Source organism: Hymenobacter sp. 5317J-9, assembly GCF_022921075.1.
Classification (GTDB): domain Bacteria; phylum Bacteroidota; class Bacteroidia; order Cytophagales; family Hymenobacteraceae; genus Hymenobacter.
This window is the reverse complement of sequence record NZ_CP095050.1, coordinates 1565982-1586260: the sequence shown is the minus strand read 5'-3', so window position 1 is coordinate 1586260 and position 20279 is coordinate 1565982. Positions and strand designations below refer to the sequence as shown.

Here is a 20279-nt window from a genome sequence, read left to right as displayed (position 1 = left end):
CCGTGTCCGTAGCATAATGATTGAAAAAAACGAGGTAAAAACACTGGCGTTGCTGGGCGCCACGGGTTCCATTGGCACGCAGGCGCTGGAAGTGGTGCGGCAGCAGCCGGGCCGGTTCCGGGTGGCGGTGCTGAGCGCGCAGCGGCAGTGGGAGTTGCTGGCCCAACAGGCGCAGGAGTTTCGGCCCGCCGTGGTGGTTATCGGCGATGAAAGCGCCTACCAGCCCCTGAAAGCCGCCCTAGCCAACCAGCCCGAAACCGAAGTGCTGGCCGGCGCCGCGGCCCTGGCCGAAGTGGTGACGCGCCCCGAAATCGACATCGTGCTCACCGCGCTGGTGGGGTACGCGGGCCTGCTGCCCACGGTGGCCGCCATCCGGGCCGGCAAAGACATTGCCCTGGCCAACAAGGAAACCCTGGTGGTGGCCGGCGAGCTGATTACGGGCCTTATCAAGCAGCACCGCGTGCGCCTGCTGCCTGTCGACTCGGAACACTCGGCCATTTTCCAGTGCCTGGTGGGCGAAGAACAGAATCCCATCGAGAAAATCATTCTCACGGCATCGGGCGGGCCGTTCCGCGGCCGCTCGGCCCGCGAGATGGAAGCTGTGACCAAAGCCCAGGCCCTGAAACATCCCAACTGGGACATGGGCGCCAAAATCACCATCGACTCGGCTTCGCTCATGAACAAGGGCCTGGAGGTGATTGAAGCCAAGTGGCTGTTCGGCCTGACCAATGAGCAGATTGACGTGGTGGTGCACCCGCAAAGCATCGTGCACTCGCTGGTGCAGTTCGAAGACGGCTCGTTGAAAGCTCAACTGGGCCTGCCCGACATGAAGCTGCCCATTCAATATGCCCTCGGCTACCCCCAGCGGTTGGCCAATACCTTCCCCCGCTTCTCCTTCCTCGACTACCCCACCCTCACCTTCGAGGCCCCCGACCGCGTGGCGTTCCCCAATCTGGAGCTGGCCTTTGGGGCCATGCGGCGGGGCGGCAACGCGCCCTGCGTGCTCAACGCGGCCAACGAAGTGGCCGTGGCCGCATTTTTGCGGGAGCAGGTGGGCTTCCGGCAGATGTCGGACCTGGTGGCCGAGTGCCTGGCACGGGTATCGTACCTTGCCGAGCCAATTTTGGCCGACCTGGTGGCCACCGACGCCGAAACGCGGCGGCTGGCGGAAACCCTGGTTTAAAAATCGTTGTCATGCTGACGAAGAAAGCATCTTATCACGGCTGCCTTCGCCAGATTTACTCCCCCGTGTAGCGCGAGCGTGATAAGGTCCTTCGCTTCGCTCAGGATGACAGATAAATAAAAAATCCCCCTTGGCTATCCTCACCATGATTGGCCAGCTTGTGCTGGCACTTTCCATCCTTGTCGGCTTGCACGAATTCGGCCATTTCGCCTTCGCCAAGCTGTTTAAAATCCGGGTCGATAAGTTCTACATCTTCTTCGACTTCCTGTTTCCGATGCCCAACGTGGCCAACTTCGCGTTGGTAAAAAAGAAGATTGGCGAGACGGAATACGGCATCGGCTGGTTCCCGCTGGGCGGCTACGTGCAGATTCACGGCATGATAGACGAGACGCAGGACGCCTCGGCCCTGGCCGGCCCGCCGCAGCCTGACGAATTCCGCGGCAAGCCGGCCTGGCAGCGCCTGCTGGTGATGCTCGGCGGCATCATCATGAACGTGATTCTGGGCATTGCCATTTTCGCGGCCATGACGGCGCACTACGGCGAGACCTACCTGCCGGCCTCGGAGGCCCGCTATGGCATCATCCCCAACGGGCTGGGCCGCGAAATCGGCTTCCGCACCGGCGACAAGATTGTGAAAATCAACGGCCGCCCGTTCACCGAGTTCGACGACGTGTTCAAGCCCGACGTCATCATGGGCGACAATTCCTACTACACCGTGGAGCGCAACGGGCAGCTGGAAGACCTCAAAATCCCGAAAAACTTCCTCGACAAGTTCAGCAAGCAAAACGAGGACAGCCTGCTGGTGCGCCCCCGCGAAACCTTCGCCGTGGACCGCGTGACGCCCGGCGGCAACGCCTCCAAAGCGGGCCTGCTGGCCGGCGACGTCATCACGACCGTGGCCGGGCGGCCGGTGCAGTTCTTCGACGAGTTGCAGGCCGTGCTGCTCGCCAACAAGGGCAAGACCGTGCCCACCGTGGTGCAGCGCGGCGGCCAGACCCTCACGCTGAACATCCCGGTCACGGAGTCGGGCCGCATCGGCTTCGAGCGCAAGTCGACCCTGAAAGTGGGTACCCGCCAGTACTCGGTGGCCGAGGCTCTTCCGGTGGGCGTGAAGAAGGCCTTTGGCGTGATTGGCCTGCAGGCCCGCGCTTTCGCCAAGATTGGCCGGGGCGAGATTTCGGCTTCCGAAAGCCTGGGCGGGCCGGTGGAAATTGCTCAGCAATTCGGCGGCACCTGGGATTGGCAACACTTCTGGGGCCTGGCCGGCGGCCTGAGCATGGTGCTGGCCTTCATGAACCTGCTGCCCATTCCGGCCCTCGACGGCGGCCACGTGGTGTTCCTGCTCTACGAAATGATTCTGCGCCGCAAGCCTTCCGATGCCTTTCTGGAAGGCGCCCAGCGCGTGGGCACAGTCCTGATTCTGGCCCTGATGGCCTACGTCATCGTGTTTAAGCAAGTGATGAAACTGTTTAACTAACAGTTTCAACCTCTGTCATCCTGAGCGCAGCGAAGGACCTTATCACCGCCGAACGAAGCACAGTAATTCAACTGTTGCGGGCGTGATAAGGTCCTTCGCTGCGCTCAGGATGACAATAGAACACACTAACTCCTCTTCTCCCTACTCGCCCATGCGCCTGCTTGCCACCCTCGCCGCTTTAGTACTGCTTCTGCCGCTGGCCGGCGCTGCCCCGGCGCTGCACGCCTACCACAGCACCATCACGGAGCTGCGCTACAACGCGGCCAAGCAGCAGCTGGAGCTGTCGGTGAAGGTGTTTACCGACGACTTTGAAAAGGCCATTTCCAAAGGCCAGCCTACGCCCGTGAACCTGACCGATGCCGGCCCGCGCCCGCTGGCGCTGGCTTCGGCCTATATGCAGCGTACCCTGCAAGTGCGCACCACGGCGGGCGCGGCGCTGCCGCTGCAGGTGCTGGGCATGCAGGCCGAGAACGACGGCTACTGGCTGTTTTGCAAAGTGCCGCTGCCCGGCCCGCAGCCCGGGATACAGCTGCGCCAGGGCATGATGCTGGAAGTGTTTGGCGACGAGATGAACATCGTGAACGTGGAGGCCAACGGCAAAAAGCTGAGCGCACTCTTCCGCGCTGGCCACGAGCAGGAGGTGCTGAGCTGGTAGCCCGTACCGCCAAGCTGCGCTTGGCCCTGCATCAGAAAAACATACAAAGCCGCGCGAGGCCAAGCGCAGCTTGGCGGTACATTATGCTTCCAGTGAGTGGCGCAGGAACTGGCAGAACGGCACCACGGCCCGAAACACCTCCAGCACGTAGGCCCGAAAATCGGCGTGGCTGAGCACGTCGGCATCCGCCATTTGATGCGTGGCCACGAAGCTCTTGTGCTTGAGCAGCTCAATTTCGGGGTGGTCGACGGGGTAACCGGCGGGGGCTTTTTTGAGCCGGTCGCCGCCCAGCGGGCCGAAGTAGCGCTGGAAGTCGGGCGCGGCCAGCAGGGCTTTCAGCTCGTCAGCGTTGTAGTCGATTTCCTGACGGATGGCCGCCAGTTGGGCTTTGTCGGGCTGGTACATGCCGCCGGCAATGAGGGTGCTGCCGTTAGGCCCCAACTGCAGGTAGTAACCCGACGTTTCGACGTCTTTCCCGCTCGCGGTGAAGTACACCGAAAAGTGCGTTTTGTACGGGTCCTTGTTGTTGCTGAAGCGCACGTCGCGATAGATGCGGAAGATGCTTTTGCGGCCATCGGGCCCAGCCAGCGCCGGGTCGAGCTTCTGCAGCTCCTGAAACCAGTACTCGGCGTCTTCTACAAACTGGGCACGCAGCTGGTCATAGGTGGCCTTGCGCTCCTGAAACCAGGGCCGCTCATTGTGCTTGGCGAGGCCGGAGAGGAAGGTGAAAAGGGGCTTGATTTGCATGGATAGTGAGAATGCTTATTTGCGCGTGCGCAGTGGGGTGCGGGGCTTGGCCCCGCCCGTTGTCGAACGGCATGGGTGAATTGGCGCGAACGGCGGGCGGGGGCAAGCCTCGCACCCCATTGCTACTCCTCGTCCTCTTCCTCCTCCCGCTCAGCCTTGGCCTCGCGCAAAAAGGCGGCGCGGCGCGGGGCCGGCATACGGCTGTGCTCGCCCCGAATGGCCTGCCAGATGTTCTCGTTGAAAGCCAGGTCGGGGGCGGCGTCTTCGCGGGTCATGTCGAACTTGAGGGCGCGGCGGGCGGGGGCGTTGAAGGCGGTGTTGCGCACGTCCTGCGGGGTAGTGGCGGGGCGCAGGGCGTAGGGCTTCAGGTTGGGCTTGGCCGTGAAGCAGGCCCAAAGCGGCAGCGCGGCGGCGTCGTACTGGCTCATGGGCGGCAGGCCGAGGATGAGCTCCAGCGTGCGCAGCATGCCCGAAGTGGTGTAGGCGGTGTGTACCACGGCGTGGCGCCGCACGTAGGGGCCCACGAGATAGGCCGTGGAGCGGTGGGCATCGACGTGGTCGGGGCCGTTCTGGGCGTCGTCTTCCACTATCATCACCACCGATTCCTTCCAGACCGGGCTTTTGGACAGGTGCTCTATCAGGCGGCCCAGGGCCAGGTCGTTGTCGGCGGCGTAGGACCAGGGGTGTAGCTCGCCCTTGCGGGCGCCGTAGGTGTGGTCGTTGGGCAGGCGGATGACGCTGAGGTTGGGCAGCTTATTGGCGGCCACGAGGCGGTCGAAATCGGCTTCCCACACCTTCTCGCGGTCCACGTCCTTCACTTTCATGTTGAAGCCGGGGTACTCTTTGCAGTAGTTGGCGGCAATGGAGGGCGTGGTGGGCTTGCCCTGAAACACAAACTCGCCATAGGACCGGAACGTGCGCCCGGCCCGCAGGCAGTAGTCCCACAGAAAACCGTCCTTGGGCTCGGCCACTTCGCCTTTATTGCCCTCGAAGTCGTACTCGCCGCCGCGGCCGCTGTAGTTGCTGGGCCAGGTTTTCTCCACAAAATCGGTGGCATAAGCGGCCGTGCTCCAGTTGTGGCCATCGGCGCTCACCTCGGCATCTACATAAAAATTATCGAGTAGCACAAACTCCCGCGTGAGGGCGTGGTGGTTGGGCGTCACCTTTTCCGGGAACAGGCACAGGCTGGCGTCACCGTTGCCGGCCGGCAAGTCGCCGAGCACCTGGTCGTATGTGCGGTTTTCCTTGATGATGTAGAAGACGTGCTTGATGGGCGAAGCATCGCCCACGCGCTGGGGCACGGGGTTGCCAGCCGGCACCTCGGGCGCGGCTTCGCGGTTTTTGGAGAAAGGCGTGTTGGCGTATACCTGGGCCGAAAACGTGGCCAGGGCAGCCGCGTCGGGCACGGGCAGGCGCGAGAGCGAGCTTTTCAGCAGCCCGCCGATGTAGCCGGCCCCTTTCTCGCCCACGTCGCGGATGGGGTTGGGGCCGTTGGGGTTGGCCAGCGAGGTGCTGCCTTTGCCATTTACCACCAGCAGCTGCGCGCCCGCCACGCGCACGGCCGTGGGGTACCAGCCCGTGGGCACGAAACCCAGGGGCCGGCTGGCCGCCGGGTCGCGCACGTCGAACACGGCCAAGCAGTTGTTGTCGGCGTTAGCAATGAAGAGTTGGGTGTCGTCGGAGCTCAGGGCCACGCCGTCGGGCGTGCTGCCAGCGGGCGAGTTCGGAAAAAGGGCCGTGTTGAGCGTTTCCGTCACGCGGCCGGCGCGGGTGTCGATTATTGACACCGAGTTGCTGTTGGCATTGGCCACGAAGAGGCGGCGACCGTCGCGGGTCAGGGCCAGGTCGTTGGGGTGGCTTTCAACCGGGATGGACGCGAGCAGTTGCTGTTTCTCCACATCGTACACGGCCACGGCGTGGCCGCCCCACAGGCTAATGTACAGCCGCGCCCCATCGGGGCTGAGCAGGGCGCCGTAGGCTTCGGCCGGCAGCTTGAGCGTGCGCAGGACTTTGCGCGTTTTCAGGTCGAGGGTGTAGAGCGAATTGTCTTCGCGCGTCACGGCGTAGAGCTGCTGGCGGCGGCCATCCACGGCCAGGCCCGCCACGCCAATTTTCTGCTTCGGCCACTTCTCCCCCAGCACCAGGGCGCTGTCGGGCTGCAGTTTCTGGCCTTCCACCCGAAAGCTGTGGATGCGGTTTGACTGCCCACCCGAGGCGTAGAGCGTGCGGCCGTCGGGCCCGAAGGCCAGTCCGGCCCAGGCGGTCGGCACCACGCGGGTGTCCAGCAAATGGCCGGTGGCGGCATCAAGCAGCTGCACCGAATTTTCGCCCCAGCCGGCGTTCACCACGGCGGCCAGGCGGCCATCGGGGCTGATTTGCAGGTTGAGGGGCAGGTCGCCGAGGGGCGTGGCGGTGCCGGCGGGGCTGAGCTTCCAACCGTTAGGCAGGCGGATTTGGTTGGTGCCGGCGATGGGGCCGGGCAGCACGCCGGGCGCTTCGGGCGCGGGCTTGGTGCCGGGGCTGCCGGTGCAGCCCAGCAGCGCCAGAAACGGCAGCAACGGCGCCTGGCGGCGGAATTTATTGACAGAAATCATTGGGCAAAGGCCGCGCAGTGGCCTGGCTGCGCTGGCTACTGCGAAGGTAGCGGCAAGGGCGCGGTGGTGGGCGCTTCTCCCCCGCCCTTCTGCTAAGGAAAAGCGAGTCAAAGGGAATAAAAATCACTTTTAGCACACCGCACAAAATAGAAACACCTGAATCCCGTTGTAAGCCCATCTTTCACCATTTCGGTTTGGGTTTTATGCTGCGTCGTTTGTCGTGCTGCGGGTTGTTTGTGCTGTCCTTCTTTCAGTTGTTTGCCCAGGGCTGTGCCGCGCCCGCCAGCACCGCGCCCGCCGATAGTTTGATTGGCAAAAGCCCGGCCCCGTTCTGGAAGGAGCAGCTGCGTTTTCCGAGGGTGCGCATGGCGCAAGCGGCCATCGGACCCGAGCTGGCCACAAAGCTGCGCGCGCATTCGCTCGACCCGAAAAAGCTCGAAATCTTTATCCGGCTGCTGAAAAGCCGGGCCGAGCTGGAGGTGTGGGCCCGCACCCCGGGCAGCGGCCCGTTTCAGCTGTTTGAGGCCTACCCGCTGGCCGCTACTTCGGGCACGCTGGGGCCCAAGCGCCGGGCCGGCGACCTGCAGGTGCCCGAAGGCTTCTATGAAATCGACCGCTTCAACCCCAAAAGCAATTACTACCTCTCGCTGGGCCTGAACTACCCCAACGCCGCCGACCGCGCCCTGGGCGAGCCCAACCCCGGCGGCGACATTTTTATTCACGGCGGCGAGGTCACGATTGGCTGCATGCCCATCACCGACGCCGGCATTGAGGAAGTGTACCTGCTGGCCGTGGCGGCGCGGGCCGGTGGGCAGGCCGTCATTCCGGTGCATATCTTCCCCTTTCCGATAACCGAAACCGAATTGGCCAAGCGTCGCAACAGCCCAAACCTGGCCTTTTGGCGCAGCCTGATGCCGGGCTTTTCCTACTTCGAGCATCACCACGACTTGCTGCGGACGGAGGCACTGACGGCGGCGCGGTAGACAAACGACGTGGGGGCGGGGCTTGCCCCCGCCCGGCTATTGGCACCGCATTACCGAGTTCGTTCAACGACGGGCGGGGGCAAGCCTCGCTCCCACGTCGCTCTGCTATTCCGCACCATTGGGCACGGTTTTTTCGTTTAGCCGCGAAACCAACCCGATTACCCCTGCCCATGAAACGCCTTTTGCTTGCGCTTTCCTCGTTGTTTTTCACTTTTGTCGCCCAGGCTCAGCGGCCTACCGACCTGTGGTATTTCGGCCAGCAAGCCGGCCTCACCTTCGCCGACGGCACGCCCAAGCCGCTGAACGACGGCAAGATGAGCACCTACGAGGGCTGTGCCGTGGCCACCACATCCAAAGGAGAACTGCTCTTCTACACCAACGGCGAAACCGTGTGGAACCGCAAGCACCAGCCCATGCCCAACGGCCGCAAGCTGATGGGCAGCGGCAGCAGCACCCAGTCGGCCCTCATCGTGCCCGACCCCGGCTCGGGCAACGTGTTCTACATTTTCACGGTGGCGCCGCAGGGCACGCCCAATGGCCTGCGCTATTCGGTGGTGGACATGACCCGCGACGATGGCTTCGGCGACCTGCCCCGCGTGAACCTGCTGCTGGTGCAGCCCGTGGCCGAAAAGCTGGCCGCCGTGCGCCACGCCAACGGCCGCGACACCTGGGTGGTGGCCCACCGCTGGAACTCCAACGCCTTCGTGAGCTACCTCGTGACCGCCGACGGCGTGGCCGCCAAACCCCTCATGAGCAACGTGGGTAGCATGAACGCTGGCCCCGGCCGCAACGCCATCGGCGCGCTCAAGTTCTCGCCCGATGGCAAGCACCTGGCCGCCGCGCTCTGGCGCGAAACCAACAAGTTTGAAATCTACGATTTTGACCGCAGCACCGGCAAGGTGAGCAACCCGCGCAGCTTCGGGCCTTACGCCGAAGCTTACGGCGTGGAATTTTCGCCCGACGGCTCGAAAGTGTACGGCACCTGCAACGGCGTGGGCGGCGGCCAAACCGAAATCTGGCAGTTCGACCTCAAAACCAAAGCCAAAACACTGGTGGGCAAGTCGGCCAACCGCAAAATCGGCGCCCTTCAGCTGGGCCCCGACGGCCGCATCTACGTGGCCCGCGAAGACAACCCCAACCTCGGCGTCATCGAGCAGCCCAACGCCCTGGGCACCGACTGCAAGTACGTGGACGAGGGCCTGAAGCTGGGTGGCCGCCGCAGCAAGCTGGGCCTGCCGGCCTTTGTGGTGGTGCCGTAGAAGCTGAGTTTGTTTTGTAAAAAACCGTCATGCTGAGCGCAGCCGAAGCATCTCTACCGCGCAACTAATTGATTTTAGTATCGTGGTAGAGATGCTTCGGCTGCGCTCAGCATGACGTGCTATTTAGTGGTGTTGCTACTGCTCTTCCTTGTTGCCGCCAAAGCGGAAGCGCAGGATGCCCGTTGCCACTGAGTAGTACGGCGACTTGTCGCTGTACAGCCCCAGCACGTCGCGCGTGCTGATGCCAGCCTCCCACACCGAGGTTACGAACGTGACGCCCAGGGGCAGGTTGGTGCCGTAGCCGGCGCCGGCGCTCACGCCGCTGCTCAGCCGTATACCACTCACGGGCTTGAAGTCGACGCCCAGGCCCACGAAGGGGGCGGTGAGGTTGCCGGCCACTTTGTTGAGGGGCGTGGTCACGTCGAGGCCCACTTCCAGCAGGTTGCTCACGCGCATGCCCGCCCCGAAGCGGAACTTGCTCGGCAGGGCAGCCTTGCGCTCCTTGGCCGCTTCGTAGGTGAACAGGGTTTGCTTGTCGGTGTCGAACTGGTCGGCGAGGCTGCTGAAAATGTCGTAGGTGGTGGCGCCCTGCGACTGCAGCTGCTGCAGCCGCTGGTCGTTGGCTGTCACCACGTTGCCCGTCCAGGTCATGTTGCCGAGGTCGGTGACCGAAGCCCCGAAACGCAGGCCCTTGCCCACTTCCACGGCCACGCCCAAATCGAAGCCATTGCCGCTGCCCACCGATTTGAACAGGCCCGACTCCCGCACGCTGTTGAAGTTGGGGTTGGCCGACAAAGCGCCGTAATCAATATCAAACACCGGCGACAGGGCCGTGAAGGCGTAGAGGCTGCCACTTTCGGCGCGCACGTCCACAATGCCCAGCCCCTGAATGTAGCGGTAGCCCGCCCCCACCGACACGTGCAAGGCGTCTTTGCTCAGCACCTCCACGCCGTAGGAAATGCTGTATTCGCTGGTCGACGCCAGCTGAATGGACGTGCCGTCGAGCACCGTCGACACCAGCGGGGCGTTGGGGTTAGTGGGCGTGGGCGTAGTGCCGGTGTTGGGCGTGGGGTAATACTGCTTCACGATGGCCGCGTTCTGGCCGTTCACCAGAATGTCGGCCGCGTTCGGGTTCAGCCCCAGGTGCAGGCTGTTGCGCAGGCGGTTGCTGATGGCAATGCCGCCCAGGCCATTGGGCAGGTTCACCGCCAGTCCCAGCGTGGTGCCGTCGAGGTTCACATTGAGCACGTCGGGCCCCGAGAGGGCATTCACCAGCTCGGTGCGCTGGCCGGGTGTGAGCGGCTGGCTGTCGCTGGTGATGATATTTTTAAAAATGTCTTTGGTCAGGGTGCGTGACGCGGCGCCCGCCCCAAACTCGGCGAGGGTGAACGACACGAGCGGCGCCCCGGACCGGCCCAGGTTGGCGGGGTTGATGCCGATGGCCTGATAGCCCTGCGCAAAGGTGTTGATGACCCCGCCCCGGCCCACGGCCGAGAAATTACCCAATTCGGTTTGGGCCATGGCGGTGCCCGGCAAGGCCAGCCCCAGGGCCAGCAACAAGTGGTGGAAAGATGCTTTCATTCAGAAGGCAGGAAAAGGTGAATGATTGGAAGGTGGGAGGAGAAGGGCAGCCGCAAAGAACCTGCCTCCACCCCGTGCCGCCCACCGCAGTCGCCCAACCCGGCCAACGGGTCGACTATTGCCGTTTGCTAGCGCAGACTGCCGAAACGTCCGTTCTTTGCTGCCGCAAGCTAGCGCCTACCCGTCAATATTTTGCCTCCCAAACGTCTTTCCGCCGCCGAATACGCCGCTGGCATCCTGGCCGGCTCCCGCACGGTGCTGGGCCGCGCCATCACGCTGGTCGAAAGCACCTTACCCGCCGACCAGCTCCTGGGCCAGGAGGTGCTGCAGGCCCTGCTGCCGCACACCGGGCGCAGCCTGCGCGTGGGCATCACGGGCGTGCCGGGCGTGGGCAAAAGCACGTTCATTGAGGCGCTAGGACGTTATTTGGTCGAAACCCAAGGCAAAAAACTGGCCGTGCTGGCCGTGGACCCCAGCAGCCAGCGCGGCGGCGGCAGCATTCTGGGCGATAAGACCCGCATGCCCTGGCTGTCGGCGCACGCGGCTGCGTTCGTTCGGCCCTCTCCGGCCGGCAGCAGTTTGGGCGGCGTGGCCCGCGCCACCCGCGAGGCCATGCTGCTGTGCGAAGCCGCCGGCCACGACGTCATTTTCGTCGAAACCGTGGGCGTGGGCCAGTCCGAAACCGCCGTGCACGGCATGGTCGATTTTTTCCTGCTGCTGCTGCTGGCCGGCGCCGGCGACGAGCTGCAGGGCATGAAGCGCGGCATCATGGAAATGGCCGACGCCTTGTGCATCACCAAAGCCGACCAAGGCAACGAGCAAGCCGCCCGCCGCGCCAAAGTCGATTACCAGAGCGCGCTGCACCTGTTTCCGGCGGCGCCATCGGGGCAGGTGCCGCCGGTGCTGCTCACCTCGGCCGTGAGCGGCACCGGGCTGGCCGAGGTGTGGCAGGCCATCGAAACCTACGCCGCGGCCACGCAGCCATCGGGCTACTTCCAGCGGCGGCGCCAACAGCAGCAGCTGCAGTGGCTGCACCAAAGCATCGCCCAAGAACTGGAAACGCGCTTTTACGCCGATGCCGCCGTGCGCGCCCGCCTGCCGGCCCTGCAAGCCGACGTGGCCGCCGGAAGGGTAACCCCCTTCGCAGCGGCCACGGAGCTGCTGGACCTGACGGGCGGCGGCGCGGGCCCTACATCCCCGCGCTAGCCACCACGTTTTCGACGCGGCGCGTGGTGAGCTCGCGCACGGCAATGGTGGAGGCGCCGGGCTTTTGGCCGTCCACGTCCACGGTGTAGCGGTAGCGCTCGGGGCCCACCTGCAGCATCACGGCGTAGCGGCCCGTGGGCAAATCGTTGAAGCGCAGGCGCGTGCCGTAGGCGGGCACCTTGTGGGTTTCGTTCAGCACCCAGCGGCCGTTATCGAGGTGCACCACGCGCAGCACGATGGACTTTTGGGCGGGGTTGCTGATGCGAACGCGCAGGCTTTCGCTATCGGGCTGGCTCACCTGCACCGGCTCCTGGGCCAGCGTTTGGGCAGCAGCGGGCTGGGCCACGCCCATGCCGAGCAGAACCATAGCGCCAGCGAGCACGAGGCCGGCGCTGGGCGTAGCGGCCGAAATACGGGTGGCAAATTGAACGGGGCAGAAGCTGAAGAGGGTTTTCATGGTTTTTGCAGAAAAAATTGTGAAAGAGAGTTAAAAGACGGCCCCTGAGAAGCCGAAGCCAGCAGTGGCTCATGTCCGGTTTTGAGCAACTGCCGCCCAAGGGTAATTAGGGTAATTCTATTCGCGTGCCAAACTTTTAATCTATTGAATTACAATAAATTATCTAGCCGTCAAGTTTTGCTGGCTAATAAAAATCTGTCCGCTTCCGGGCAGTTGTCCGCTTACGGCCGCAGGTGAGCGAAATTCTGTGGCGATTCCTCGCCTTTTCTGGCTGTATTTGCCTGGAAAGCGTCTTTTTAAGGAAGATGCGTGTGGCCCATTGGGCACTTGCTTCGCGGTTACTTTTTGGGCCTGCCCTTGCGGTTGTTTGCCAATAGCTTCGCCACGTCGTAGTATCGGCCCTGATTTTCCTTTCTCACCACGCTCGTTCTGGTTTTTATGGCGTTTGCTACTCGTTCGTCCTATTCTCACTTGGCCCTGCTGGGCCTGCTCACGCTCACGGCCTTTAGCAGCCGCGCCCAGACCGGCGAAGCCATGCGCCGCTGGCAGCACCTCGACCTGCAGGCCGACGGCGTGCCCGGCATCAGCGCCGACCGCGCCTACCGGGAACTGCTGGCCAACCGCACCCCCGCGCCGGTGCTCGTGGCCGTCATTGACTCGGGCATCGACTCGACCCACCAGGACCTGAAGCCCATCTTGTGGCGCAAGCCCTCCGAAGTGGCCGGCAACGGCCTCGACGACGACAAAAACGGCTACGTGGACGACGTGCGCGGCTGGAACTTCCTCGGCGGCAAAGACGGCCAGAACATTGCCGTGGAAACGCTGGAGCAAACGCGCATCGTGGCGCAGTACCGGGCCCAGTTTGAAGGCGCCAAGCGCAAAAAGCTCTCGCCCGAAGACCAGGCGAAATTCGACCAGTACCTGCGGGCCAAAAAGTCCTTTGAGAAAGACCTGGACGCCGAAAACAAGGAGTTGGCCTACCTGAAGGAGGCCTTCGCCAGCAACACGTTTTCCTTTCAGAAAATAAAGCAGGCCCTGAACGTGGAGGTGCTGGACACGGCCGTGCTGCGGCGGGCCATGGTAACGCGGCCCGACGTGCCGAGCGCGCCGTCGCTGTACGCCTTTTTGCGGCGTAACCAGTTCGACAGTGCCGACGAGGCGCTGAAGTCGCTGAACCATGCATTGGAACGCTCTCGCAACCGCGTCGAAAAAAGCCTCAACCCGGCCTACGACCCGCGCCCGCTGGTGGGCGACGACGTGAACAACCTCACCGAAACCGGCTACGGCAACCCCGACTCGCAGGGGCCCGACGCCAGCCACGGCACGCACTGCGCGGGCATCATTGCGGGGGTGCGCGGCAACCAGCTCGGGGCCGACGGCGTGGCCCCGGCCACGGTGCGCATCATGAGCGTGCGCTCCACGCCCAGCGGCGACGAGCGCGACAAGGACGTGGCCAACGCCATTCGCTACGCCGTCGACAACGGCGCACAGATTATCAGCATGAGCTTCGGCAAGGACTTTTCGCCGAATAAGGAGCTGGTGGACGCGGCCATGCAGTATGCCGACCAGAAGGGCGTGCTGCTGGTGCACGCCGCCGGCAACAGCAGCCTCAACACCGACAAGGAGCAGAACTTCCCCTCCTACCGCTACCTCAACGGCCAGGACATTCCGAACCAGCTGACCGTGGGCGCCAGCAGCCGCCTCAACACCCCGGCCCTGACGGCCACCTTCTCCAACTACGGCCAGCAGACGGTGGACCTGTTTGCGCCGGGCGTGGATATTTATTCCTCCACGCCGGCCAACACCTACTCCACCTTCAGCGGCACGAGCATGGCGGCGCCGGTGGTGGCTGGGGTGGCGGCGGTGCTCAAGGCCTACTTTCCGCAGCTCACCGCCACGCAGCTCAAGCAGGTCATCATGCAGTCGGCGGTGCCGTACCACACGCAGGTGTACAAGCCCGGCACCAAGCAGCTGGTCGATTTTGCCACGCTCTCGCGCACCGGCGGCATCGTGAACCTCTACGAAGCCGTGAAGCTGGCTGATAAAATGACGACCCTGAAATAAGTCCCCGGCATTGCCTGAGCGGGCATCCGGGGCACGCGGACTAGCTGCGCCGGGGCCGCAGCGCCAGGTAGTCCAGGTAGTACAGCACCTTGATGGACACGTTGTTGTTGTGCGGCGTGTTGATGGTGTTGTTCAGGTTGTCGAAGTAGAGCGGGGTGGCGGCGTTGGCTTCAAAGAAAGACGCGCTGGCGTTTTTCCACACGATGCTGACCTGCGAGCCCGGCGCAAACCACCACGAGTACACGGCGTCGATGTTGAAGGCGTTGAAGGTGTTGTCGCGGTTGCGGGCGTAGGCGGGCTCGGGCGTTTCCAGGCCGTCGGGGTGCAGGCGCGAGAAGTCGCGGTAGTGCACGTTGCTCACGTAGTGGCGCAGCCGGATGTTGAACGACATGCGGTTGGTGAAGGTGTAGGTGCCGGAGGCCGTATTGGTGAAGGTGGTCACATTGCGGCGGCCCAGCAGCACGTCGCCCGCATCGCCGCCGAAGCTGGTGAGGAAGCCGTTGTCGTAGGGCAGGCTGCCGTCGAGGCCGCCGGCGTAGCCAATCTGGTTCTGGTTGCGCTCCATGCTCAGCGCGTAGATGAAGCTGAGCTGGTTGTTCACGCGGTAGCGCGGGCTCAGGGTGAGCGACATGGAGTAGCGGCCGGTACGGTTGCCGTCGGCGGCAAACAGCCGCACACCGCCACTGATGTCGTAAGCGAATTTCTTGCGATAATCAGAAGAGATGAAGCCGCTCAGGCCGGTGTTGGCGGGCTTGCGCACGTAGTAGCGGCCCAGGGGCGCGCGGCGCGGGTCGTAGTAGTCGCGGGTGGTGGGGATGGCCGAAAAATCGACTCCCACGCTGAGAAATTTCTTGGTGAAGGTGGTGTTGCCGCCCGCGTAAAATCCCAGGTCCTGGTACAGCGCGGGTTGCTCCAGCAGCGAGTAGCTCAGGCTGGCGTAGGTGCTCAGCCGGTTCACCTTCCAAAACGGCTTGTAGATGCGGTAGTTGGCGTAGAGGCTCTGCGAGATGTTGTTGTTGCCGAAGAGCAGGCCCAGGTCGTTGGGGTTGTAGCTGTGCGACTCGATGCCGTGGTCGGCGCCCCAGGTGAAGTTGCCCGAGATTTTGTTGAAGCCCACGTAGTACTTGTAGCCGTCGCGGTCAGCTACTTCCTCGTTGCGGCCAAAGACCTTGCCGCGGCGGTTCGAATACACCACGCCCCCGTTCACGGCGTAGGTATTCTTCTGGTTGGCGAGGCGAAACAAAGCACTGGTCACGTTGGCGTCGTAGGTCTGGCCGGCGCGCGTCACGTTGGTGTTGATGAGCGAGACGTAGGAATTATTCTTTAGGCTCTGGTCCAGCACCACGATGTTGTAGTTAGAAAACGGCTGGGTCAGCACGTCGCGGCGGGCGCCGCTGGTGCTGTCCTGCACCGTGGCGTACACGTCGTTGCTGATGGCATTGAACACGCCAATGCCCAGCCCCTTGCTGGTACGGCCCGATACCTTGGTGGCATTGAGCAGGCGCGTCACGCCCGGGTTCTGCACAATGAATTCGCCGCCCGTGCGGCTGCCGTCCAACTGCCGGGCACCGGTGCGCAGCTGCCCGCTCACGCCACCAAAGCCAATGGGCGTGGCCCCTACCCTTCGGGAATAAAACAGATTGCCTTTGTTGAACAGCTCGGTGCCTTCGGTGAAAAACGCCCGGTTTTCGTTGTACTGCACCTCGAAGGGCGAGAGGTTGAGCACCTGGTTGTCGCTCTGCACCTGCCCGAAGTCGGGCACCAGCGTGGCATCGAGGGTGAAGCTTTCGTTGATGCCCCACTTCACGTCGGCCCCGCCGTTGAAGCTGGTGGTGGTGTTCTGCTTGCCCTGCTCGTTGAAGGGGTAATGGTTGACGTAGGCGCTCACGTAGGGCGTGAGCGAGAGGCGCAGCGGCGGCTTCAGGTCCTTCAGCCCGGTCAGCTCGCCCCACTGGTTCACAAAGCCGCTCACCTGGGGCTTCACCTCGTTCCAGAAAAACTTCTGCCGGCTGGCCCGCCGCTGCCGCCCAAAATTGAGCCCCCACACCTGCTCCGGGGCTTTGCTGAAGCGAATGGCGGAGTACGGAATGCGCAGCTCGGCTACCCAGTCGGTGCCGTGCAGGGCGGTGCGCGAGTCCCACACGGCGTTCCAGGAGCCATCTTCGCCGTTGGCCGGCGACTGGCGCATGTCAACCTGCACCCCGCCCGAGGTCACGATGAACTCGTAGCCGTTGAGGTGGTCATTATACGTATCCACAAACACCCCGAACCAGTCCGAATTGCCAATGTTGTCGCGGTTGCTGAGCTCGCGCAAAATCGAGTCCTGCGCCATGTCGTGCATCGTGGCGCCCACGTAAATGGCGTTGTCGTCGTAGAGCACGCGCACCTCGGTGGGGTATTTTTCGGGGCGGCCCGGCGTGGGTTCCAGCTCGGTAAACTGCGTGGCCACGGGTGCCGACTGCCACACGGCCTCGTCGAGCACGCCGTCGAGCTTGGGCGGGGTGCTGATGCGCATGGCCTGCAACTGGCGCTTGGGCGCGGGGGTAGTGGCCGAGGTAGCAGCCGGCGCTGGTTTTTCCTGGCCCAGAGCAACGCCCCCCCACAACACCAACCAACCACACAGTAAAAAACGAAGCATAGATAACCCCGATTATTTGGCTCGGGGAGGCCAAGAGATGCGGGCCCGGGGCCGAGAGTTGCTTATTTCAAGCGAATAATTCGGTATTGCCCACTCTCCAGACAGCAACGAGCCGGCTTCCCGCGCGGGAAGCCGGCTCGTTGTTACTGAGTGGTAACGACCTAATCGTTGGAAAACGTCATGTTATACGTGCCCTTTTCGTGGCCCAGCAGCTTGCGGTATTTCGCAGCCGCCTCGGCCGATTGGGCCTTGCCGTTCACCGTCAGGCCCGCCGCGTTGAGCTGCAGCTGAAAGCTTTTGTCGTCGGCGCCAATCAGGCCGTCTTTGCGCAGCTCGCTTCGCAACGCCTCCGAGTCGACGCGGGGTGGCGCGGGCGGCGGCGGGGGCGACATGGGTGCCGGCGGGGCCATGGGGGCCGGCGGCGCCATCATCGCGCCGGGGGCCTGCGGGGCGCGGGGCGGCCGGGGCGGGCGCGGTGCGCGCGAGCCGTCGCTGTCGCGGAACGTCGACTGGCTACCGTTGCGGTTGATTGTCATCGACCCGGTGGGGCCCATTTTGCGGCCGGGGTGGGTGGCTTCGTACAGCTTTAGGTATTTCTGAAACACCTTCTGCGGCTGCTCTTTGCCGTTCACGGTGAGGCTGCTGGCCGTGAGCCGAAGCTGGAAATTGTCTTTGTCCTTAATCAGGCCGTCTTTCAGCAGCTGGTCCACCAGGGCGTCGTCCTGCTCGCGGCGGCGGTCAGCCTGCTCCCGTTCCCGGTCAGCGCGCTCCCTTTTTTCTTCCCAAATGCGCTCGCGCACTTCCTCGCGGCGCACCCGCTCGTCTTCCTGGCGGTCGAGTATCTCCTGCTGCCGGTCATGCTTTTCCCGTTGCCGGTCCACCAGGGCCATTTGCTGGTCTTGCAGCTCCTGCTCACGGTCACGCAGCTGCTGGGCCAGCTCCTGGTCGTCGGCCCCGCTCAGGCGCAGGCGTCGGGTCGAAGAAGCCTCGTCGAGCTGCCGGAGCTGGGCCTGCACCTTGCTCAGGCTCTGGTTGATGCGCTTGCGCTGCTCGGCGCTCAGGCCCTTGGCGGTGCTGGCATCGCGCAGGGCGCGCTCGGCGCTGCGCAGGGCTTCGCGCTGGCCGTCGCCATCCTGCAGCGGGCCCAGCGCCGTGCCCGGCTGCAGGCGGTAGCTGCGGCTCAGCGAGCCGCCGGGGGCCAGCTTCAACCGCTGGAAGCTCCGGTTGCCATTCAGCGTCAGCGGCTGAAACGACTGGTTGCGCAGGGGCTCCAGTTCCTGCATCTGGTACCGAAAGGTTTGGCCGGCCCCGGCGCTGCGCTCGAACAGCTGCCGCTGGGCATCGGCGTCGCTGCGGTACGCAAAGGCCCGCGCGTCGGGTGCCGACGGCATCGACACAATCTGCACCAGCTGGTCCTGGTCGTCGCGGTCCTTCTTGGCCTTGATTTTGAGCTTGCTCTTGCCGGTTTCGGTTTCGATGCGCTGGCCGTTCACCACGAGGTCGGTCACCCGGCCCTTTTTGTCTTTGGTGATGACCACCGTGCCGGGATTGCCAACGTACGGCAGCGGGGCGAAGGACTGCGGGCTGCGGCTGGCGCGGCGCCGCGGCCGGTCCTGGTCGGAAGCGTCGACGTTCTGGGTCACGGTGATTTCGCGGCCATCCTCAGTTGACTGGTTGACGGTAGCTGTGGTGGTCGTTGTCGTGGTAGCAGTGTTCTTCACGCGCTTGGTGGTGTCGGCGGCAGTTTGGGGCGAGACGGGTCCGGTCTGCCAATCGGCGGCCGAAGCGACGGGCCGGGCCAACGGGCCGGCCAGGGCCACGCTGCCGCCCAGCAGCCCCAGGCCACCCAGCACCAGCGCCCCGGCCATGAAGCCCTCGGCCAGCGTGGGCGCAGCCGGGCGGCGCTGCACCAGGCGACGCACCCGGTTCAGCAGGGCGCCCCGGCTGCCCATGGCCGCCAGCGCCAAGCGCGGCGCGGTGGGCACCACGGCGCTCTGGCTCCATTCGGCCAGGGCCGTGAGGGCGCGGGCCAGCCGCAGGGAGTCGCCGCCGCACAGGGCCGTGGCCGTGTCGTCGCAGCAGTTTTCGCGCTCGGTGCGCACGCACCTACCCATAAACCACACCGCCGGATGGTAGAAAAACAACGCTTCGGCCACCGTTTGCAGCAGGTTCACGAGGTAGTCGCGGCGCAGCACGTGCGCCAGCTCATGGGCCAGAATGGCCTCCAGATGTGCCACCGACAGGCCCGCCACCGCACCCAGCGGCAGCAGTATCACGGGGCGTACGTGGCCCACCACCAGCGGCACCTGCACCAGCGCCGACTCCAGCAGCGCCACCGGCCGCCGCAGGCCGCTACGGGCCGAAATGGCGGCCAGCCGCTCGTGCCAGGCCGCGCTCACGGCCCGCACCCGGTAGCGCTTCAGGCGCTGCACATACAGTAGGCCGCCCAGCATGCGCAGGCTCATGGCCAGCAGGCCCAGCAGCCAGCCCAGCACCAGCAGCGGCAGGTGCTTGTCGAAATAGCGCAGGCCGGCCACCAGCCAATTCGCCGAAACCGCCGGGGCCACACCTGCGGCCGCCAGCGGGGCAGCAACTAGCGCCGTGCCACGGGCGCCGCCGGCCTCCAGAATCGATATCGGGGCAGCGGCGGCGCTTACCCGGGTCGGAGCTTCCGCCTGCCGCAAGGGCAACTGCGAAACCTTGACGGCAGCGGGCCAGTCCTTTTCACTTTTCGCCGAACCGGCCTGGAAATACAGCCCAAACGTGATGCCAGCCAGCGCCACCATCATGCCCAACGCTCCTGCCGAGGCCGCGTAGCGCACCTCGGCCCGCTGGCGGCGCAGCAGCAGGAGCGCGCCGGCCAGTACGGCCGCCACCAGTGCCCCCTGCCACAGCGAGTGCAGCAGCGTCCAGCCCAGCGCCCGCGTCAGCGCGGGCGAAACGAAATTCTCAAGCGCGGTCATCGTCGTCGGGGTTAGGGGTGGAATTTTGGATTTCAATGTCGTTCAGCAAGCGGCGAATCTGGGCCAGTTCGTCGGCCGAAGTCTGGCGGCTGCCCAGGGCCTGCATCACCAGCTTCAGGGCCGAGCCGCCGAAGGTGGCGTCCACGAATTTGTCGAGGAGCAGGCCCTGGGTTTCCTGTTCGCGCACCGCGGCCCGGTACACGTGGCTGCGGTCGGCGTCGTCGCGCCGCACCAGCCCCTTTTCCAGCATCAGCTGCAGGATTTTGAGCGTGGTGGTGTAGCCCACTTCCGCCTGGCGGCGCTGGCTGAGGCTGTCGTTGATGGCCCGCACGGTGGCGGGTCCGTGCTGCCAGAGCACGTGCAGGATTTCCAGTTCGGAATCCGTAGGTTTGGGGGGCGGTGCTTTGCTCATGCTCTTGAAACGTGAGAGCACTACGAATTATTTCGTAGTACAAAGCAAAGGTGTTACGAA

General features: G+C 64.3%; 14 protein-coding genes. 7 read left to right on the top strand and 7 right to left on the bottom strand.

The window, feature by feature from the left end; all coding sequences use genetic code 11:
* Positions 1–16 precede the first annotated feature (16 nt).
* The 3 genes from MUN81_RS06640 to MUN81_RS06630 all read left to right on the top strand — a co-directional run bounded on the left by MUN81_RS06640 (position 17) and on the right by MUN81_RS06630 (position 3315).
* Positions 17–1183, top strand: a complete 1167-nt coding sequence (locus MUN81_RS06640; RefSeq protein ID WP_245116145.1) for a 1-deoxy-D-xylulose-5-phosphate reductoisomerase — start codon at positions 17–19, stop codon at positions 1181–1183.
* Between the two features lie 145 nt (positions 1184–1328).
* Complete coding sequence (gene rseP, locus MUN81_RS06635; protein WP_245116143.1) at positions 1329–2660, top strand: RIP metalloprotease RseP; 1332 nt, start codon at positions 1329–1331, stop codon at positions 2658–2660.
* A 151-nt stretch (positions 2661–2811) separates the two neighbouring features.
* Positions 2812–3315: a DUF6702 family protein gene (locus MUN81_RS06630; protein WP_245116141.1), complete on the top strand. Its 504-nt coding sequence runs from the start codon at positions 2812–2814 to the stop codon at positions 3313–3315.
* 81 nt (positions 3316–3396) lie between these two features.
* Here MUN81_RS06630 and MUN81_RS06625 read toward each other — a convergent pair whose 3' ends face one another.
* Positions 3397–4062, bottom strand: a complete 666-nt coding sequence (locus tag MUN81_RS06625; protein WP_245116139.1) for a DUF2461 domain-containing protein — start codon at positions 4060–4062, stop codon at positions 3397–3399.
* A gap of 122 nt (positions 4063–4184) precedes the next feature.
* The gene (locus MUN81_RS06620; RefSeq protein WP_245116137.1) at positions 4185–6656 is read right to left on the bottom strand and encodes a bifunctional YncE family protein/alkaline phosphatase family protein; all 2472 of its coding nucleotides are present in this window, start codon (positions 6654–6656) and stop codon (positions 4185–4187) included.
* A gap of 203 nt (positions 6657–6859) precedes the next feature.
* On the opposite strand from MUN81_RS06620, the gene MUN81_RS06615 reads away from it, so the two are divergent.
* Positions 6860–7639: a hypothetical protein gene (locus MUN81_RS06615; protein ID WP_245116135.1), complete on the top strand. Its 780-nt coding sequence runs from the start codon at positions 6860–6862 to the stop codon at positions 7637–7639.
* Between the two features lie 170 nt (positions 7640–7809).
* On the top strand, positions 7810–8898 hold the full coding sequence (locus MUN81_RS06610) for a hypothetical protein (protein ID WP_245116133.1): 1089 nt from the start codon (positions 7810–7812) through the stop codon (positions 8896–8898).
* A 135-nt stretch (positions 8899–9033) separates the two neighbouring features.
* Here MUN81_RS06610 and MUN81_RS06605 read toward each other — a convergent pair whose 3' ends face one another.
* Positions 9034–10479: a DUF5723 family protein gene (locus tag MUN81_RS06605; protein WP_245116131.1), complete on the bottom strand. Its 1446-nt coding sequence runs from the start codon at positions 10477–10479 to the stop codon at positions 9034–9036.
* 192 nt (positions 10480–10671) lie between these two features.
* Here MUN81_RS06605 and meaB point away from each other — a divergent pair, with 192 nt between their 5' ends.
* Positions 10672–11685 carry a methylmalonyl Co-A mutase-associated GTPase MeaB gene (gene meaB / locus MUN81_RS06600; protein WP_245116129.1) on the top strand — a complete coding sequence of 338 codons (1014 nt, stop codon included), beginning with the start codon at positions 10672–10674 and terminating at the stop codon, positions 11683–11685.
* Here the strand turns inward: meaB and MUN81_RS06595 are convergent.
* Positions 11669–12142, bottom strand: a complete 474-nt coding sequence (locus MUN81_RS06595) for a hypothetical protein (RefSeq protein ID WP_245116127.1) — start codon at positions 12140–12142, stop codon at positions 11669–11671. The two genes, meaB and MUN81_RS06595, sit on opposite strands and share 17 nt — an antisense overlap.
* 438 nt (positions 12143–12580) lie before the next feature.
* On the opposite strand from MUN81_RS06595, the gene MUN81_RS06590 reads away from it, so the two are divergent.
* Entirely contained in the window at positions 12581–14206 is a 1626-nt protein-coding gene (locus MUN81_RS06590; RefSeq protein WP_245116125.1) for a S8 family serine peptidase, read from the top strand.
* A 40-nt stretch (positions 14207–14246) separates the two neighbouring features.
* Here MUN81_RS06590 and MUN81_RS06585 read toward each other — a convergent pair whose 3' ends face one another.
* From MUN81_RS06585 to MUN81_RS06575, 3 genes are all read right to left on the bottom strand, one after another.
* A complete protein-coding gene (locus MUN81_RS06585; protein ID WP_245116123.1) occupies positions 14247–16844 on the bottom strand; it encodes a DUF5916 domain-containing protein in 2598 nt (865 codons plus the stop codon).
* Between the two features lie 161 nt (positions 16845–17005).
* Positions 17006–19807: a M56 family metallopeptidase gene (locus tag MUN81_RS06580; RefSeq protein ID WP_245116121.1), complete on the bottom strand. Its 2802-nt coding sequence runs from the start codon at positions 19805–19807 to the stop codon at positions 17006–17008.
* Complete coding sequence (locus MUN81_RS06575; RefSeq protein WP_245116119.1) at positions 19794–20219, bottom strand: BlaI/MecI/CopY family transcriptional regulator; 426 nt, start codon at positions 20217–20219, stop codon at positions 19794–19796. The genes MUN81_RS06580 and MUN81_RS06575 overlap by 14 nt, the downstream gene beginning before the upstream one ends.
* Positions 20220–20279: the final 60 nt, after the last annotated feature.

Bases quoted from the DNA above. Each gene is read 5' to 3' on its own strand.
- MUN81_RS06640 (WP_245116145.1), top strand. From the start codon at position 17: ATGATTGAAAAAAACGAGGTAAAAACACTGGCGTTGCTGGGCGCCACG.
- rseP (WP_245116143.1), top strand. From the start codon at position 1,329: ATGATTGGCCAGCTTGTGCTGGCACTTTCCATCCTTGTCGGCTTGCAC.
- MUN81_RS06630 (WP_245116141.1), top strand. From the start codon at position 2,812: ATGCGCCTGCTTGCCACCCTCGCCGCTTTAGTACTGCTTCTGCCGCTG.
- MUN81_RS06625 (WP_245116139.1), bottom strand. From the start codon at position 4,062: ATGCAAATCAAGCCCCTTTTCACCTTCCTCTCCGGCCTCGCCAAGCAC.
- MUN81_RS06620 (WP_245116137.1), bottom strand. From the start codon at position 6,656: ATGATTTCTGTCAATAAATTCCGCCGCCAGGCGCCGTTGCTGCCGTTT.
- MUN81_RS06615 (WP_245116135.1), top strand. From the start codon at position 6,860: ATGCTGCGTCGTTTGTCGTGCTGCGGGTTGTTTGTGCTGTCCTTCTTT.
- MUN81_RS06610 (WP_245116133.1), top strand. From the start codon at position 7,810: ATGAAACGCCTTTTGCTTGCGCTTTCCTCGTTGTTTTTCACTTTTGTC.
- MUN81_RS06605 (WP_245116131.1), bottom strand. From the start codon at position 10,479: ATGAAAGCATCTTTCCACCACTTGTTGCTGGCCCTGGGGCTGGCCTTG.
- MUN81_RS06595 (WP_245116127.1), bottom strand. From the start codon at position 12,142: ATGAAAACCCTCTTCAGCTTCTGCCCCGTTCAATTTGCCACCCGTATT.
- MUN81_RS06590 (WP_245116125.1), top strand. From the start codon at position 12,581: ATGGCGTTTGCTACTCGTTCGTCCTATTCTCACTTGGCCCTGCTGGGC.
- MUN81_RS06585 (WP_245116123.1), bottom strand. From the start codon at position 16,844: ATGCTTCGTTTTTTACTGTGTGGTTGGTTGGTGTTGTGGGGGGGCGTT.
- MUN81_RS06580 (WP_245116121.1), bottom strand. From the start codon at position 19,807: ATGACCGCGCTTGAGAATTTCGTTTCGCCCGCGCTGACGCGGGCGCTG.
- MUN81_RS06575 (WP_245116119.1), bottom strand. From the start codon at position 20,219: ATGAGCAAAGCACCGCCCCCCAAACCTACGGATTCCGAACTGGAAATC.